This window comes from Haemophilus sputorum CCUG 13788, assembly GCF_000238795.1.
GTDB classification, from domain to species: Bacteria; Pseudomonadota; Gammaproteobacteria; order Enterobacterales; family Pasteurellaceae; genus Haemophilus_A; species Haemophilus_A sputorum.
In genome coordinates this window covers 123,632-139,987 of sequence record NZ_AFNK01000053.1, presented here as the reverse complement: position 1 = coordinate 139,987, position 16,356 = coordinate 123,632, and the positions used below count along the sequence as shown (strand labels likewise).

The 16,356-nt window shown below is 39.0% G+C and carries 13 protein-coding genes; 3 read left to right on the top strand and 10 right to left on the bottom strand.

From position 1 onward, the window contains the following. Positions 1–4: 4 nt before the first annotated feature. From HSP_RS0107435 to hemC, 4 genes are read right to left on the bottom strand one after another with little or no spacing between them, the layout of a single operon-like run. Positions 5–1,231, bottom strand: coding sequence for a heme biosynthesis protein HemY (locus HSP_RS0107435; protein ID WP_007524052.1), 1,227 nt, complete (start codon positions 1,229–1,231; stop codon positions 5–7). Positions 1,232–1,239: 8 nt separating this feature from the next. Continuing rightward, entirely contained in the window at positions 1,240–2,553 is a 1,314-nt protein-coding gene (locus HSP_RS0107430) for a uroporphyrinogen-III C-methyltransferase (protein WP_010129723.1), read from the bottom strand. A gap of 46 nt (positions 2,554–2,599) precedes the next feature. After that, positions 2,600–3,355, bottom strand: coding sequence for a uroporphyrinogen-III synthase (locus tag HSP_RS0107425; protein WP_007525288.1), 756 nt, complete (start codon positions 3,353–3,355; stop codon positions 2,600–2,602). A gap of 8 nt (positions 3,356–3,363) precedes the next feature. Next, a complete protein-coding gene (hemC, locus tag HSP_RS0107420; protein ID WP_010129722.1) occupies positions 3,364–4,290 on the bottom strand; it encodes a hydroxymethylbilane synthase in 927 nt (308 codons plus the stop codon). A 309-nt stretch (positions 4,291–4,599) separates the two neighbouring features. Between hemC and adhE the strand changes: the two genes are divergently transcribed. Together adhE and HSP_RS0107410 are read left to right on the top strand one after the other, a co-directional pair. Beyond that, positions 4,600–7,215: a bifunctional acetaldehyde-CoA/alcohol dehydrogenase gene (gene adhE / locus HSP_RS0107415; RefSeq protein ID WP_007525232.1), complete on the top strand. Its 2,616-nt coding sequence runs from the start codon at positions 4,600–4,602 to the stop codon at positions 7,213–7,215. Positions 7,216–7,444: 229 nt separating this feature from the next. Beyond that, positions 7,445–8,518, top strand: a complete 1,074-nt coding sequence (locus HSP_RS0107410; protein ID WP_007524706.1) for a metallophosphoesterase — start codon at positions 7,445–7,447, stop codon at positions 8,516–8,518. 34 nt (positions 8,519–8,552) lie between these two features. On the opposite strand, the gene HSP_RS0107405 is transcribed toward HSP_RS0107410, so the two are convergent. The 5 genes from HSP_RS0107405 to HSP_RS0107380 form a co-directional block, all read right to left on the bottom strand. Next, positions 8,553–9,440, bottom strand: coding sequence for a DUF3137 domain-containing protein (locus HSP_RS0107405; protein WP_007524870.1), 888 nt, complete (start codon positions 9,438–9,440; stop codon positions 8,553–8,555). Positions 9,441–9,451: 11 nt separating this feature from the next. Then, positions 9,452–10,018 (bottom strand): LemA family protein, encoded by a 567-nt coding sequence (locus tag HSP_RS0107400; protein WP_007524264.1) that lies wholly within the window; start codon positions 10,016–10,018, stop codon positions 9,452–9,454. Between the two features lie 177 nt (positions 10,019–10,195). Further along, positions 10,196–11,503, bottom strand: a complete 1,308-nt coding sequence (locus tag HSP_RS0107390) for a sodium ion-translocating decarboxylase subunit beta (RefSeq protein WP_007525225.1) — start codon at positions 11,501–11,503, stop codon at positions 10,196–10,198. Between the two features lie 79 nt (positions 11,504–11,582). Then, positions 11,583–13,394 (bottom strand): sodium-extruding oxaloacetate decarboxylase subunit alpha, encoded by a 1,812-nt coding sequence (gene oadA / locus HSP_RS0107385; RefSeq protein WP_007525445.1) that lies wholly within the window; start codon positions 13,392–13,394, stop codon positions 11,583–11,585. Between the two features lie 19 nt (positions 13,395–13,413). Beyond that, a complete protein-coding gene (locus tag HSP_RS0107380; RefSeq protein WP_007524830.1) occupies positions 13,414–13,674 on the bottom strand; it encodes an oxaloacetate decarboxylase subunit gamma in 261 nt (86 codons plus the stop codon). Between the two features lie 422 nt (positions 13,675–14,096). Between HSP_RS0107380 and HSP_RS0107375 the strand changes: the two genes are divergently transcribed. Further along, positions 14,097–14,465 carry a rhodanese-like domain-containing protein gene (locus HSP_RS0107375; RefSeq protein WP_010129720.1) on the top strand — a complete coding sequence of 123 codons (369 nt, stop codon included), beginning with the start codon at positions 14,097–14,099 and terminating at the stop codon, positions 14,463–14,465. Between the two features lie 133 nt (positions 14,466–14,598). Here the strand turns inward: HSP_RS0107375 and HSP_RS0107370 are convergent, their stop codons facing one another. Then, positions 14,599–16,125 carry a catalase gene (locus HSP_RS0107370; protein WP_007524914.1) on the bottom strand — a complete coding sequence of 509 codons (1,527 nt, stop codon included), beginning with the start codon at positions 16,123–16,125 and terminating at the stop codon, positions 14,599–14,601. Positions 16,126–16,356: the final 231 nt, after the last annotated feature.

Genomic DNA, 16,356 nt, shown 5'->3' with positions numbered 1-16,356 from the left:
CAAACTATTCTGTCACAGGTTCAGGTGCTTTCACCATATTAGCTGATTGCAAGTTAATTGCCTGAATACGATCGACTAAAGCTTGATCTTTAGCTTGCTCTGCAACATAAAGCGCCATAATACGATCGTTAGCAACACACTCTTTATGGTTAAGCAACAACTCAAATTGTAACTTAGCTTTGTCAAACAAGCTTTCTCTTGCATAGATATAACCTAACGCACGAGCATAATCATCGCGATATTGCTCTTCTGCTTTTTCTGCACGTTTAGCCAGCGTTTTTACCAGTTTACTTTCAGCATCTACTTGTAAGCGAGTTAATTCATTCAGCAATGGTAGAAGCTGAGCATCTTCATATTTCTTCACTGCTTTTAACGCAAACTCTTCTGCTGAAACATGATCATCCGTATCAATTAAGCGTTTAATTAAACCGACTTGCGCATAAATTGATTTAGAACGACGGCTTGGTTGCGCACTCCACCAACTGAGTAATCCATCTTGACCTGCCTCATTCATGACTTCATCCATTAAGCCATCATCCACTAGGTGCTCAAGTTTTTCATACTCTTCTGTGGATAAGAAACTGCGTTGTCCAATACTTTCTAAAATGCTATCTAAAGCAGTATAAGCTTTTGAAGCTTGATAAACCTGAATGGCTAAACGCAATACCTCCGAATTATTCGGAGCAAATTCTAATAAGCTATCAATTGCACTACGTGCTGCCGGTACTTTATTTTGTAACATCAAAATACGTACACGTGCAAGTTCAACGGCAACATTGTTGTTTCCAGCAAGTTTACCTGCATCAATTAGATATTTGTTCGCGCCAAATTCATCGCCGCTTTGCTGTGCAGCTTCTGCAGCTTTAATCAGATTAAGCACGGGTTCTTCAGCATGCATCGCATTTTTACTAAAGAGTTTTTCTGCTTTAGAGTAATCACCTTCACTCATTCGCATTAACCCTTCTAAGGTCTCTTTTTGTGCTTTACGTTGTTTGCGATTAAAGAACCAGTTATAAGAACCTTTACTTAATCGACAAAAACGGCTAATTGCCCATTCAATGAGGTAAATCACCGCCATTGCACCCACAAAGAACATCACGAGTGAAATTAACCGCATCTCAATAATTTTAGTATTGGTTTCAATACGAACTAAATCATGCGTATTCGCAATATAAGGGCCGGCAATTAAAGCAATTAACACCAACAACATCAAAAATAGGACTCTAAACATAATGCCTCCTATTGCGCTTGTGCTTCTGGTTGAGCGGTTGCTTCTGATGCAGCAGGAGAAGCAGATTGTGCTTCATCTTGTTTTGCTTGCTCTAAAGCTTTGACTTCCTCTTGTTTACTTGGCGTATTTAAGCTCTGCTCTGCTTTAATTTCCACTTTTTCAACTGGTTGAGGTGCTTTATTGAGTAGTTGCTCAAGCGAAATAAGACTTTGTAATTTTTCTGGTGCATCAATATAAATCGATTGCTCACTTAATTCGTCAAGTTCTTTTAAGAAAGCTTTCACCGCATCATCTTTGGTATCGAAATAACTACGAATCCAAGTACTAACCGCTTCAAGTGATTTTTTATACAATTCATTTTGTTGACGTGGAATCGCAAGAATCGCAATTTGTAAACGTAAACGGATGTTCTCACGCAAATAGACTTCTTGATTTGGGGCAACAAAGCCTTTTTCTTCCGAAGCATTACGATCTCTGACACGAATAAAATTATCTAAAAACGAATTAGCACTTTTCTCTAAATTTTGCTGCCAATCGTCAATAGAATCACTCACTTGACCAGTTTTAGCCAGCGAAGTATCACTATCACTTTCTAAAATAGGCAGATCATCTAAGCGATTAGCCATCACAGTAAGATGTTGCATCAAGCTATTCTGATCCACTTTATTTACGCCATTTAAGGCGGTTAAATCTGCTTGAATAGCATTACGCACAGCACTTACGCCTTGTAAATTTAACTTACTTAAGACACTATCCGCTTCAACTAATAAACTTTTTGCCGTATCAATATCATTATCCAATACCACTTTACGTAGTGCATTGTTTAATAAGAAATCAGCATCAGAAAGTAACCATGCGGATGAATCGTTCTGCGTTCCTGCATTTAATAAACGTTTAATTTGCGACTGCAAACCGTTAATTTGGTTGGTATAAGCTGTTTGTGCTTGTTCTAATTGCAATACACGCTCATTTGCCTGTTGATAAGCTTTTGCTAATTGCCCTAGTTGCTCTCTTTCCGCATCTAAATTAATTTCAGGTGCTTTAGTTTCTGTACGAACTTGGCTAGCTTTCGCGTTCACCGCTGCTAGAGCACTTTCTAGCTCAGCAACTTTTGCATTTCCGAAGAAATAACCTGCACCACCTACGCCCAATGCAACTAATAAAGCAAGAAAACCTAATGCATTCCCACCTTTTTTAATAATGACAGGTGCTGGAGTCTCATTATCACGAGCATCTACTGTATTTGCAGATTTTTGTGACAATTCGACCGCTTGTTCATCAAGCGTTACTTGGTTTTCATCCATTTCTTTTTTTTCTGACATAGTCATCCCCTTCTGGAGTTAAAATTCGTACATGGTTTATCTAAGTTCATTGAACTTGTTGGCTAATTATCTCAAATAAACTTTGGTTATCTGCTCTAAGAGAAACAATAATTTGCTCAGCAGACCAACCTAAATTTTCCGCAGTTTGCGCAATTCGCTCGCTTACCACAATTAAACGACAACTGTGCAACCAATCTTTATCTTCTTCTGCAGTATAGGCTTCTAATAAATCTAAAATTTCCCCACTGGTTACCACAATCGTATCAATACCGACACGTTTCGCAAGACTAAGTTTCTCAACAATATTTTCTTCTAGTGGCATACGGCGATAACACTCAATATGCTGCACTAATGCGCCCCTTGTTACCAAGGTTTGTGCCATAAGCTCTCGGCCAGTTTCTGCACGCAAAATGATCACATTTTTATCGGATAAATGCTGCATTTCCGGCAAGGCTAACAACCCTTCACTATTTTCACTATCAATCGGATATTTAACCGTTTGCTCTATTTTTGCTGAGAAATACGCAGCTGTTTGCTGACCTACGGCAAAATATTGTAAATCACTACGAAAATGAAAGCCTGTTTGCGCAAGTGTTTCTGTTGCAAAATCTACCGCAATCTTTGATACCGCAATTACCGCGTCTCCAGCAGAAAGCTGTTTAAATACCGTTGAAAGAATAGGTAACTCTCTTCCACTTTCAAACTGAAATAGCGGCTGATGTAAAGCAAAAATACCCGCTTGATTTAAGCTCTCAACTAAGGCTTGTCCCCGTTCATCGGGGCGGGTAACCAAAATATTCATTCGCTTACCTACTCAGCGTAAACTTCCGCCAAAATTTTATCTGCACCTTGCGCTAAGAGTTGTTCTGCAATACGAATGCCTAACTGCTCTGCATCACGTTGGTGTGCTTTGCCTGAAGCTCGAATAATTGTTGAACCATCAAGGCTACCAACTAACGCGTTTAGCTCCAATTCCTCACCATTTAAGGTAGCAAAACCACCAATCGGTACCTGACAACCACCCTGTAAGCGAGTGTTCATCGCACGTTCTGCCATCACACAACAAGCGGTCGGATTATGATTAAGTTTTGCAAGATAGTTTAATACACGCGTGTCGTTCACACGGGTTTCAATTCCTACTGCGCCTTGCCCTGCAGCTGGCAATGAGTCTTCCACAGAAATAAAGCTTTTAATCCGTTCTGGCATTCCTAAACGGATAAGACCGGCTGAAGCTAAAATAATTGCATCATATTCGCCGTTATCTAATTTACTTAAACGAGTCCCTACATTGCCACGCAATGATTTAACGGTTAAATGCGGATAAGCCGCCATTAGCTGGCATTGACGACGCAAACTAGAAGTTCCAACGATTGCGCCTTCCGGTAATTCTGCTAATGAAGCATAGCGATTCGAAACAAACGCATCACGCGGATCTTCACGTTCACAAATTACCGCTAAACCTAAACCTTCAGGGAAACTCATGGGCACATCTTTCATCGAATGTACCGCAATATCTGCACGTTCTTCTAATAAAGCTAATTCGAGCTCTTTAACAAACAACCCTTTTCCGCCAATTTTGGCTAATGGTGTATCTAAAATCACATCGCCTTTAGTTACCATAGTTACCAATTCAACAGTTAAATTTGGATGATATTTTTCTAACTCTGCCTTCACAAAATTGGCTTGCCACAACGCAAGTGGGCTTTGTCGAGTTGCAATACGTAAAATCTCTTTCATACTTATTTTCTCATACATTCTGTTGTGCTTATCCTATCATTTTCAGTCACTGCTTGCAAAAAATCTACAATTCACTAATTCATGCTTTGACAAGTGATAAATAATTGACAAAATTTTTAGAAAATCTGACCGCTTGCATTCACTTTTTCACTATAAAACCACCGTTCGTTTGAATAAATTTCTGATGTAAAAATAAACATTGATCTAAATCAAAAATAACTCTTATGGGTAGGTAAATTTTCGTGCAAATTTAGCCGCCTTGAATAATAATCTAGCCATAATCAATTTTAATTTTTAGAGGAAACCATTATGGCTAAAACCACTCCAGCAGCGCAACCTTACGATGCGCAAAAAGAAGTTAATGAATTAGTCGAGCGTGGCCTAAAAGCCCTTGAACAATTCCATAGCTTGAATCAAGAACAAGTGGATTACATTGTAGCAAAAGCTTCTGTCGCTGCTTTAGATCAACACGGTATATTAGCAATGCACGCCTATGAAGAAACCGGTCGTGGCGTGTTTGAAGATAAAGCGACAAAAAACCTCTTTGCTTGTGAGTATGTCGTGAATAATATGCGCCATTTAAAAACTGCTGGCGTGATTAATGAAGATGATGTCACTGGTATTACTGAAATTGCCGATCCTGTTGGCGTGATTTGCGGTATTACACCAACCACTAACCCAACCTCTACCACTATTTTTAAAGCACTTATCGCACTGAAAACGCGTAACCCTATTGTCTTTGCCTTCCACCCTTCAGCACAAAATTCATCAGCACATGCAGCTCAAGTTGTACGTGATGCAGCTGTTGCAGCGGGTGCACCTAAAGACTGTGTACAATGGATTACAACGCCTTCAATGGAAGGAACTTCTTTACTAATGAAACACCCGGGTATTGCAACTATTTTAGCAACAGGCGGTAACGCCATGGTTGAAGCTGCTTATTCTTGTGGTAAACCAGCATTAGGTGTGGGGGCAGGTAACGTACCAGCTTATGTAGAGAAAAGCGCAAAACTCAAACAAGCGGTATACGATATCGTTATGTCAAAATCTTTCGACAACGGTATGATTTGTGCATCTGAACAAGCTGCTATTGTGGATAAAGAAATCTACGCAGACTTTATTAAAGAGATGCAATCTTACGGAGTATATTTAGTCAACAAAAAAGAAAAAGCGCTACTTGAACAATTTATTTTTGGTGTAGATAAAGCAGACAAAGCGAGTTGCTCTGGCGCAAAACTTAATGCGGCGGTTGTTGGTAAACCTGCTGCATGGATTGCTGAACAAGCGGGCTTTTCTGTACCGGCGAATACCAATATTTTATTAGCCGAATGTGCTTTCGTAGGTGAAGGCGAGCCCCTTACTCGTGAAAAACTTTCACCAGTGCTTGCTTTATTAAAATCAAATTCAACTGAACACGGTTTAGAGTTATCTGAAGCAATGGTAAATTTCCACGGTTTAGGTCACTCTGCGGCAATTCATACCGAAGATAAAGCCTTAGCTAAAACCTTTGGTGAACGCGTTAAAGCAATCCGCGTTATTTGGAACTCTCCTTCTACCTTTGGTGGTATTGGCGATGTTTATAACTCTTTCTTACCATCGTTAACACTTGGTTGTGGCTCATACGGAAAGAACTCTGTAGGTAACAACGTGAGTGCAGTCAATCTTTTAAATATTAAACGTGTGGGAAGACGGAGAAATAATATGCAATGGTTTAAAGTACCATCAAAAATTTACTTTGAACGGGATTCAATTCAATATCTCAAATCCATGAAAGACGTGCAAAAAGTGATGATCGTCACAGACCGTTCTATGGTTGATCTTGGCTTTGTAGATAGAATTACCGATCAGCTCCGTCAACGCCGTAATAAAGTAATGTATCAGCTATTTACTGATGTTGAGCCAAACCCAAGTTTACAAACGGTTATGCGCGGAACAGAATTGATGCGTAGCTTCCAACCTGACACTATTATTGCCTTAGGTGGTGGCTCGCCAATGGACGCAGCAAAAGTCATGTGGTTATTCTATGAACAGCCTGAAGTTGATTTCCGCGACTTAGTCCAAAAATTTATGGATATCCGTAAACGCGCATTTAAATTCCCACAATTAGGAAGAAAAGCGAAATTTGTTGGTATTCCAACAACTTCTGGTACAGGTTCTGAAGTCACGCCATTTGCTGTTATTACAGATGGAGATATTAAATATCCGTTAGCAGACTACTCACTTACCCCAACAATTGCGATTGTTGACCCAGCATTAGTTATGTCTGTTCCAGCAAGCGTTGCTGCAGATACTGGCTTGGATGTACTGACTCACGCGACTGAAGCTTATACATCAATCCTTGCTAACGACTATACCGACGGTTTGGCATTACAAGCCATTAAATTGGTGTTTGAAAACCTTGAAAAATCAGTCAAAGAATTTGACGAAGTCGCTAGAGAGAAAATGCATAACGCTTCAACAATTGCAGGTATGGCATTTGCGAATGCGTTTTTAGGTATTTGCCACTCAATGGCGCATAAAATCGGCGGTAAATTCCATACCATTCATGGTCGAACTAACGCGATTTTACTTCCACACGTTATTCGTTATAACGGTACTCGCCCAACTAAAGTGGCAACCTGGCCGAAATACACACATTATGTTGCAGATACTCGCTTCCAAGATATTGCGAGAATGCTCGGTTTACCATGCGCTACCCCGCAAGAAGCGGTTGAAGCTTATGCTAATGCAGTACATGATTTAGCCGTACGCTGTGGTGTGAAAATGTCTCTTCGTGAACAAGGCATTGATGAACAAGCATTCCTTTCTGCTCGCAGAGAACTTGCTCTACACGCGTTTGAAGACCAATGTACGCCTGCTAACCCTCGTTTAGCAATGGTCGAAGATATGGAAGCCATTATGACCAAAGCATTTTATGGTGAATAACCTTAACTCGCGACTAGCCAAACACTCAATGTAAAGTATCAATGCCTGCACCGAATTTTTTGGTGCAGGCATTTTTTAATTATTATGCGTATGTATCTATTATTTCTGTAATCGCAATATGTAAAAAAATCACATATATTGTTGATTTATCCATTATTGTGACAAAAATTATCTTCAATGATAAGATAAGTCAGTCTCCTCCGATGAATCACTTACTTAAAGGAAACCAATGGAACTTCGTTATTATTTCACTTACGCTGCAGTTTTTATTTTTTTACAGCTATTTTTGTATAGTTTTACTCGCACATTAGGATGGTTTTTTAATCTCTCAATAACTAAACGAAAAGCGTTAACCTTAATCAGTTACTTAGTCGTTAATACCATTTTTCTATTACAACTTGCCCGTGTAATCTCCGCATTTAGAAGTGTAGCACTTTTACTTGCCTTCTTATTATTTGCTTTTCTTGCCAGCATTTTTACCGCATTTTGCTACCATTTAATGCGCAAGAAGAAAAGTCATTGGTTGCGTATCGCCTATCCGTTTATTCTATTTGGTAGCCTTGGTTTAGGGGTCTATAACGCTTATGTACCCAAAGTGATACATCAAACCATTGTATTAGATAAACCATTAGATAAACCGCTACGCATTGGTGTCGCAAGCGATTTCCATTTAGGTAAATTATTCGGTGGAAAGCAGTTAGATAAGCTGGCAGAAATTTTTAATCAAGAGAATGTCGATCTTATTTTACTACCGGGCGATATTATGGATGATAATGTTCAAGCTTATATTGCAGAAGATATGCGCCCACATTTGGCTAAATTAAAAGCACCTTTAGGCGTCTATGCTACACTCGGCAACCATGATTTTTTTGGTCAACAAGAGCCTATTACTAAAGAAATTGAGGCTGCCGGCATTAAAGTGTTATGGGATCAAGCGGTCGAAATTGGCAATCAATTTACTATTATTGGACGAAACGACCATCTTTATAAAAAGCGCCCAACCACCGCTGAACTATTACAGAATGTTAATACACAAAAACCGGTTTTCTTAATGGATCATCGCCCTGATGAAATCGAAATCCATTCAACATTACCTATTGATTTACAAGTTTCAGGTCATACCCACAGAGGGCAAATTTTCCCTGCTAATATTGTGACCTATTTAATGTACCGTTTAGACTACGGCTATGAAAAAATTGGCAATGGACATTTTGTGGTAACTTCTGGCTATGGCTTTTGGGGTATCCCACTACGCCTAGGCTCTCAATCAGAAGTCTGGATTTTAGAGGTGAAAGGGAAATAAAAATCAGGGCGAAATTACTCGCCCTGTGTTAATTTTAGACTTGCCAAATCATTGGATTTAACCGTAATGATTTAACCATATCAATAAAACCCTTGATGCTGCTGATATAGTTTTTAATAACCTCATCTTCAAGTAAAGAAACCTGAAAATTAGGTTCGAAACTATCTATTTTTAAATTGATTGCCAGTCGAATTTCTTGGCCTTCAAAAACCAAGGAGATTGGGCAATTAAATTTATGCTTTAAAGCACATAATGTTTCCATCAATGCTGGTGTTAACGCATATCTTGCCATAATCTGATCATCTGAAAACACATTAAAATGACGATTAAATTCAGCATTATCCATTACTGCTTTTTCGCCTGAAGATTTTACGCCAAAATCATCTTTATCACAGACATAAACATGATGTGTTAATTGTTTTGGGAAAGTCGCTTTTAGTAAAATGCCAGAAAAATCTTTAATTAACAATGGTTTAATCTTAGTATCTTTTTGCATTTTACGTGCAATCACATCCGCAATTTCAACCTTTACACCATCTACCTCACCATAAATTAAATCTTCACTACGCCAACTTTCGCAAGTTACATCATAAATTGCATAAAAATCTTGCATAGGTAACCCACTTCTTGGTGAATAAGTCAGATTAAAATGCTGGACAATAGCTGTAATTACATTGAGTTTAAAATGCTTAATAAAAGTCTCTTTTCGCTGTAAAAGGTACTTAACTAGATAAATCATTAACCCAAAAAAGAGTAGTGCTTTAAGATGACTTTCTGATGCAAGCGTGCCAATAAATAAAAAAGCAAAGATAGCTAACCCTATAGCCGATTTATTCGCTAATTTTAGAAGAAGTAAACGCTCCTGTTCTAATTTTTCTAATTGGGTAAAACGAATGCCTTCGATTGATTTTCCACCTTCCATTCTTAGTTTCCTTATTTATTATTAAATAAGTTCTGCATATTTGGTGCTTTTGCCTCATTTTCAGGAATATCAAAAAAGCTACCTTGTTTGAAACCAAAAAAATTCGCAACCATATTCGAAGGAAACATTTCAACGGCATTATTATAAATTTCAACCGCTGAATTGTATGCTCGTCTAGCAGCTGAGATTTGCTCTTCTACTTCTGTTAATGCTTGTTGAACGTGCAAAATATTTTGATTCGATTTCAAGTCTGGATAGTTTTCAATCTGAATACGCAATCCATTCAATGCGCTAGAAAGTTGATTATTTAGTGCAAATTTTTCTGCACTCGAGTGAGTCATCTGTGCTTTTTCACGCAAACTCACAATTTTTTGTAATAATTCTGACTCATGTGCCATATAAGCCTTTGCTGTGGCAACTAAGTTTGGTAATAAATCATAACGGCGTTTTAGTTGAGTATCGACGCCAGCCTCAATACTTTTTACTTGATTTCGCTTAGCGATTAATCCGTTATAAAGAACAACAATAAATCCCACTAAAATAACAGCAAGAACAATTAAAATAGTGATTATGTTCATAACATTCTCCATTGATAAAGACAAGAAAAGCATAGTAACTATTTGCTGCTGAACTTGATATTTTCTCCAGCAATATTTTGACTATCTGCTAAGCGAATTGTTTCATTAAATAACCATTCATTGCACAGAAATTTTGCTAAAAATAAAGCGCAGCTTAACAAGACTGCGCTTTCGTTCCTACATCATTGCTGAAATATATTTCAACATCACACCAGCTGCAATCGCAGAACCGATTACACCTGCTACGTTTGGTCCCATTGCATGCATCAGTAAGAAGTTTTGTTTATCATATTCCTGACCAACTTTATTTGATACACGCGCAGCCATTGGCACAGCAGAAACACCAGCTGAACCAATTAATGGGTTGATTTTCTCTTTGCTGAATTTATTCATCAATTTCGCCATCAACACGCCACTTGCAGTCCCAATACCAAAAGCTATTACACCTAAAACTAAAATACCTAAGGTTTGTGGTTGGAGGAATTTATCCGCGACTAATTTAGCCCCCACAGATAAACCTAAGAAAATAGTTACAATGTTAATTAGTGCATTTTGAGCGGTATCGTTTAAACGCTCTACCACACCACTAACACGCATTAAGTTACCGAAACAGAACATCCCTAATAATGGTGCTGCATCAGGTAACAATAATGCCACGAGAACCAATAATACTATTGGGAAAAGAATTTTCTCTCGGTTACTTACTGTACGACCTTGAACCATTCTAATCCGGCGCTCTTCATCATTAGTTAATGCCTTCATAATTGGTGGCTGAATAAGTGGTACTAATGCCATATAAGAATAAGCAGCAACAGCAATGGCACCTAATAATTCTGGTGCTAGTTTACTTGCTAAGTAAATTGCAGTTGGGCCATCTGCGCCACCAATAATCCCGATAGCTGCTGCTTGAGGCAAGGTAAAGTCAATCACACCTAACCAGTTCAACCCTAACGCACCGAGTACGGTAGCAAAAATCCCAAATTGAGCAGCCGCACCTAACAATAAAGTTTTCGGGTTAGATAATAATGGACCAAAATCAGTCATTGCCCCAACACCCATAAAGATGATAAGTGGCGCAACACCATAACCAATGGCAACTTTATAGAATAACGCTAACACCCCTGCTGTGTAGCCCATATCGCCCGCTATAACTTCTAATTCATTTTGAACAGAAGGTAATGCTAAAGCGATTGCCTCTTTTAAACTCTCTAATTCTAAGCTTGGACTATTCACTTTCGCCGCGATAACCGACAATTGTTCAGGCGTACCATGTTGCAGCAAGTTATCTAATGCTGTCATTGCAAGCCCAGCTTCTGGAATGTTAGAAAGTAAACCGCCAAAGCCAATAGGTAAAAGTAAAAGAGGCTCAAATTTTCTGGCAATTGCCAGCCAAAGCAGGAGCAAGCTTACAGCAATCATAATTGCCTGCCCCCACCCCATATGCATGATGCCCATGCCTTTAAAAAGCGCAATAATGCTATCCATGTTTTATCCTTTTTCTTGTAGCAACGTAATGACTACTTTGTAAAGGCGACAAAGCCACCTTTACGAGATATTTGAAAAATTAAGCTAAGCTCATCATGACTTGCTCAACTGCCACTACATCGCCTTGTTTAACACTAATGCCTTGTACTACGCCTGCTTTCGCTGCACAAATTTGTGTTTCCATCTTCATGGCTTCTAAAATTAACAAGACATCGCCTTCAGCAACTTGTTGTCCTTCAGTCACTTCAACTTTGAGGATAGTTCCCGCCATTGGCGCTTTAACCGGCTCAGCATTCGCACTTGCAGCTGGCGCAGGTTGGGCTGCCACAGGTGCTGCCGCTTGTAGCGCACTCGTTGGTGCGATATGCGTAATATCGCCACCTTCGCTCACTTTCACAACAAAGGCTTTACCTTCAACTTCAATGGTATAAACTGCCGGAGATTGAGGCGCATGAGAAGCGGTCGGTTTTTCACTATTTTTTGCAATTTCTTTGCCAGTTGGCGCTGGTTCAAACGCCGCTGGATTATGACGATTTTCTAAGAATTTCCAGCCCACTTGTTGGAATAACGCAACAATTAAAACATCGTCTACTGCATTTTCTGCAAGCGTAATGCCTTTTTCTTTTGCTTGAGCTGTCACTTCTTGGGCTAATTTTTCCCATTCTGGTGCAATATGATCTGCCGGTCTGTCAGTAATGGGTTGAGCACCTTCTAATACTCGAGCCTGTAATGCAGCATCAACCGGCGCTGGCGTTTTTCCGTACTCGCCTTTTAAAATCCCTGCAGTTTCTTTTGCAATCGTTTTATAACGTTCGCCCATCAACACATTCATCACAGATTGTGTACCAACAATTTGTGAAGTTGGTGTTACTAGCGGAATATAACCTAATTCTTGACGAACTTTTGGAATCTCTTGCAATACCTGATCTAACTTATCTGATGCATTTTGCTGTTTAAGTTGATTTTCAAGATTAGTTAGCATGCCGCCAGGAACTTGTGCGACTAAAATTCGGCTATCAATACCACGAAGCTGACCTTCAAATTGTGCATATTTTTTACGAACATCGCGGAAATAAGCAGAAATTCGCTCTAACGCTAAAATATCTAATCCAGTATCAAAACGACTACCTTGTAAGGTTGCCACAATAGATTCCGTTGCTGGATGGCCATAAGTACCAGACATAGATGAAATAGAAGTATCAACTCCGTCAACACCCGCTTCAATCGCTTTTAATAACGCCATTTCAGCCATACCTGTCGTAGAATGGCAATGTAAATGTAATTCCACATCAAATTGTTTTTTAATTGCACGCACCAATTCTTCTGCTGCTAGCGGCGTTAAAATACCAGACATATCTTTAATCACTAAAGAATCAATGCCGATTTCTAAAAGCTGCTCAGTTACATCTAACCAAGTTTGTAACGTATGAACTGGGCTGGTGGTATAACTTAATGTACCTTGTGCATGACCGCCCTGTTTTTTGACCGCTTGTAGTGCCTGTTTCATATTACGCGGGTCATTTAATGCATCAAACACGCGGAATACATTCATACCATTTGCCACAGAACGCTCAACAAATTTATCGACAACATCGTCCGCATAATGGCGATAACCTAATAAATTCTGTCCACGTAGTAACATTTGTAACGGCGTATTCGGAATCGCTTTTTTCAATTCACGTAAACGTACCCAAGGATCTTCCCCTAAAAAGCGGATACAGCTATCAAAGGTTGCACCACCCCAAGCTTCTAAAGACCAAAAACCGATTTTATCTAACTCTGCTGCAATAGGAAGCATATCGTCCAAACGTAAACGGGTCGCAAATAAAGATTGATGCGCATCGCGTAAAACGACATCGGTAATCGCAATTTTTTTCGTTGTATTCGTCATAATTTATTCCTTTTTATTTTTACAAACCTTGTTTTTTTCTATGATGGGCAATGGCTGCTGCAATAACAGGACGCAACCGTTCAATATCATTAGCTGCTTGAGGGATTGTTGCAGCAGGCTTAGGCGGAATTGGAGCAACAATAGGTTCAGGGAAATATCGGTTGATCAGTAAAGACATCCACTTAATAGCATAGATAAGGATGAATAAAAAAATCATCACAAATCCCATACCGGAAAACATTAAATTGACACCTTCACCAAACAGTTCAGCGTGGGTCATAACAACTCCTTATGCAATTTGATGGGAATATTAAGATAAAAAAAAACCGCTTGTTTCGCAAACGGTTTACGTTAGAAGTTTGAAATAGATCATACTTTGGAGGTATAAATATAAAGAAGTACTGCTACTAGATATCTCTAACCTCAGTAAGCAATCCCTAAAAGGAAAATTATGCAAAGCTAAAGACGCAAAAGATTGTAAAATTCTAGCCTACGAAGGCTGCTCTTTCTCCTATTAACATCTCTCTTCCAAAGACCGTTTAAAAGTCATTTTTCAGACGGCTTTTCTCTTTTAAAGTGCGGTTAGATTTCCGAACGTTTTTGCTTAATTCATCGTTTATTATCATTCTATTTAGGAGTATTATGAACGCTAGATAAACGATTAAACAAACCTATTATTTTCTATTTAATGGAGATTGAATGATGAAAAAATTACTCGCTGTAGCAATTTCAGCGGTTGCCATTACCACCTCTTTTGTTGCTCATGCAAATACTGCACCACAAACAGAATCAAGCACAGTACAACCAGAAAAAGCAAAAGGCGTTTGGATTGATGTGCGTTCTGCGGAGGAATTTAACTCTGGCCATTTGCAAAATGCTTTGAATATTCCACACGATAAAATTGTTGAAGGCGTTAAAGCGCTTGGATCAGCTAAAGATGAACCGATTAACCTTTATTGCCGTAGTGGTCGTCGTGCAGAAATCGCGCTTACTGAGCTGAAAAATGCAGGCTATACCAATGTAACCAATCATGGCGGTTATGAAGATTTGGTTAAAAAAGGTTTGAAATAAACAGCATATTATTTAAAGCCAAAATCCCCTAGATTAAGCATTTAGGGGATTTTCTTATAAAAAGCGGTCAGATTTTCAGGTATTTTTGCAATTGCAATGCGATCTACATTTATCAAAAAGACCAAAACTCAGATTAGAGCAAACTAGCTTGACCTAAAGCAGGATCTGCTTCTCGTGCTTTTAATGCATCTTCAACGGTTAGTCCTAATGCTTTTGCAACACCTTCACCATACGCAGGATCACACCAGTGACAGTTACGAATATGACGATATTTGATAAAATCAGGGGCATCTCCCATTGCAGCTGCAGTGTTATTGAATAACGCTTGTTTTTGTTCTGCATTCATTAAGTTAAATAATGCTCGCGGTTGGCTGAAGTAGTCATGATCATCGTTACGATAATCCCAGTGTGCTGCATCACCATTAATGCGAAGTGGTGGTTCAGCAAAGTCTGGTTGTTGTTGCCATTGGCTGAAGCTGTTTGGCTCGTAGTGTGGTAAGCTGCCGTAGTTGCCGTCTACACGCCCTTGGCCATCACGTTGATTACTATGAACAGGGCAACGTGGACGGTTTACTGGAATTTGACGATAGTTCACACCTAAACGATAACGTTGTGCGTCTGCATAGTTGAATAAACGAGCTTGTAACATCTTATCTGGACTTACGCCGATACCTGGAACTAAATTGCTTGGTGCAAATGCTGATTGCTCTACATCAGCAAAGAAGTTTTCAGGATTACGGTTAAGCTCAAACTCTCCTACCTCAATTAACGGATAATCTTTTTTCGGCCACACTTTAGTTAAATCGAATGGATGATAAGGCACTTTTTCTGCATCCGCTTCAGGCATAATTTGTACATATAATGTCCATTTAGGAAAATCGCCACGTTCAATGGCTTCATATAAATCACGTTGGTGACTTTCACGATCATTTGCAATGACAGCTGCTGCTTCTGCATCTGTTAAGTTTTTAATACCTTGTTGTGTACGGAAGTGGAATTTCACCCAGAAACGCTCACCTGCTTCATTCCATAAACTGTAAGTGTGTGAACCAAATCCATGCATATGGCGATAGCTTGCTGGAATACCACGATCACTCATCACAATGGTTACTTGGTGCAATGCTTCTGGTAATAATGTCCAGAAATCCCAGTTGTTAGTTGCTGAACGCATATTGGTTCGCGGATCACGTTTTACTGCTTTATTTAAGTCAGGGAATTTACGTGGATCACGTAGGAAGAATACTGGTGTGTTGTTACCCACTAAGTCCCAGTTACCTTCTTCGGTATAGAATTTTAACGCGAAACCACGAATATCTCTTTCAGCATCAGCAGCACCACGTTCACCAGCAACAGTAGTAAATCGAGCAAACATTTCTGTTTTTTTGCCTACTTCACTAAAAATTTTTGCACGCGTGTATTTAGTAATATCGTTTGTAACAGTGAATGTCCCGAATGCGCCAGAACCTTTTGCATGCATGCGGCGCTCTGGAATAACTTCACGTACAAAATCTGCTAATTTTTCATTTAGCCATAAATCCTGTGCAAGTAGTGGACCACGCGGGCCAGCTGTTAAACTGTTTTGGTTATCAGCAACAGGCGCACCATTACCCATTGTTAAGGTGGTGCTGCTAAAATGCGAAAAAGGGCATTTAGAACTCATAGAAAACTCCTTATAAAAATAGTATTAGCTTGAAATAAATTTCGCTAAACATAATATAAAAAGCTTTTACCAATTGAAATCTATCAAATCAATTTAAAAAATTGATTAAATATGGCGTTTTCTCTTGAAGTTTTTATAAAATTTAATAGAGGTTTTCTAGTAACAATTTTGGCATTTTCAGAATGCCGTCAATTTTTATTGAGGTGAGTCCAGTAAATCTAATTGCCATAA

Excerpts from the sequence above, each read along its gene's own strand:
- HSP_RS0107435 (WP_007524052.1), bottom strand. The coding sequence starts at position 1,231 with ATGTTTAGAGTCCTATTTTTGATGTTGTTGGTGTTAATTGCTTTAATT.
- HSP_RS0107430 (WP_010129723.1), bottom strand. The coding sequence starts at position 2,553 with ATGTCAGAAAAAAAAGAAATGGATGAAAACCAAGTAACGCTTGATGAA.
- HSP_RS0107425 (WP_007525288.1), bottom strand. The coding sequence starts at position 3,355 with ATGAATATTTTGGTTACCCGCCCCGATGAACGGGGACAAGCCTTAGTT.
- hemC (WP_010129722.1), bottom strand. The coding sequence starts at position 4,290 with ATGAAAGAGATTTTACGTATTGCAACTCGACAAAGCCCACTTGCGTTG.
- adhE (WP_007525232.1), top strand. The coding sequence starts at position 4,600 with ATGGCTAAAACCACTCCAGCAGCGCAACCTTACGATGCGCAAAAAGAA.
- HSP_RS0107410 (WP_007524706.1), top strand. The coding sequence starts at position 7,445 with ATGGAACTTCGTTATTATTTCACTTACGCTGCAGTTTTTATTTTTTTA.
- HSP_RS0107405 (WP_007524870.1), bottom strand. The coding sequence starts at position 9,440 with ATGGAAGGTGGAAAATCAATCGAAGGCATTCGTTTTACCCAATTAGAA.
- HSP_RS0107400 (WP_007524264.1), bottom strand. The coding sequence starts at position 10,018 with ATGAACATAATCACTATTTTAATTGTTCTTGCTGTTATTTTAGTGGGA.
- HSP_RS0107390 (WP_007525225.1), bottom strand. The coding sequence starts at position 11,503 with ATGGATAGCATTATTGCGCTTTTTAAAGGCATGGGCATCATGCATATG.
- oadA (WP_007525445.1), bottom strand. The coding sequence starts at position 13,394 with ATGACGAATACAACGAAAAAAATTGCGATTACCGATGTCGTTTTACGC.
- HSP_RS0107380 (WP_007524830.1), bottom strand. The coding sequence starts at position 13,674 with ATGACCCACGCTGAACTGTTTGGTGAAGGTGTCAATTTAATGTTTTCC.
- HSP_RS0107375 (WP_010129720.1), top strand. The coding sequence starts at position 14,097 with ATGAAAAAATTACTCGCTGTAGCAATTTCAGCGGTTGCCATTACCACC.
- HSP_RS0107370 (WP_007524914.1), bottom strand. The coding sequence starts at position 16,125 with ATGAGTTCTAAATGCCCTTTTTCGCATTTTAGCAGCACCACCTTAACA.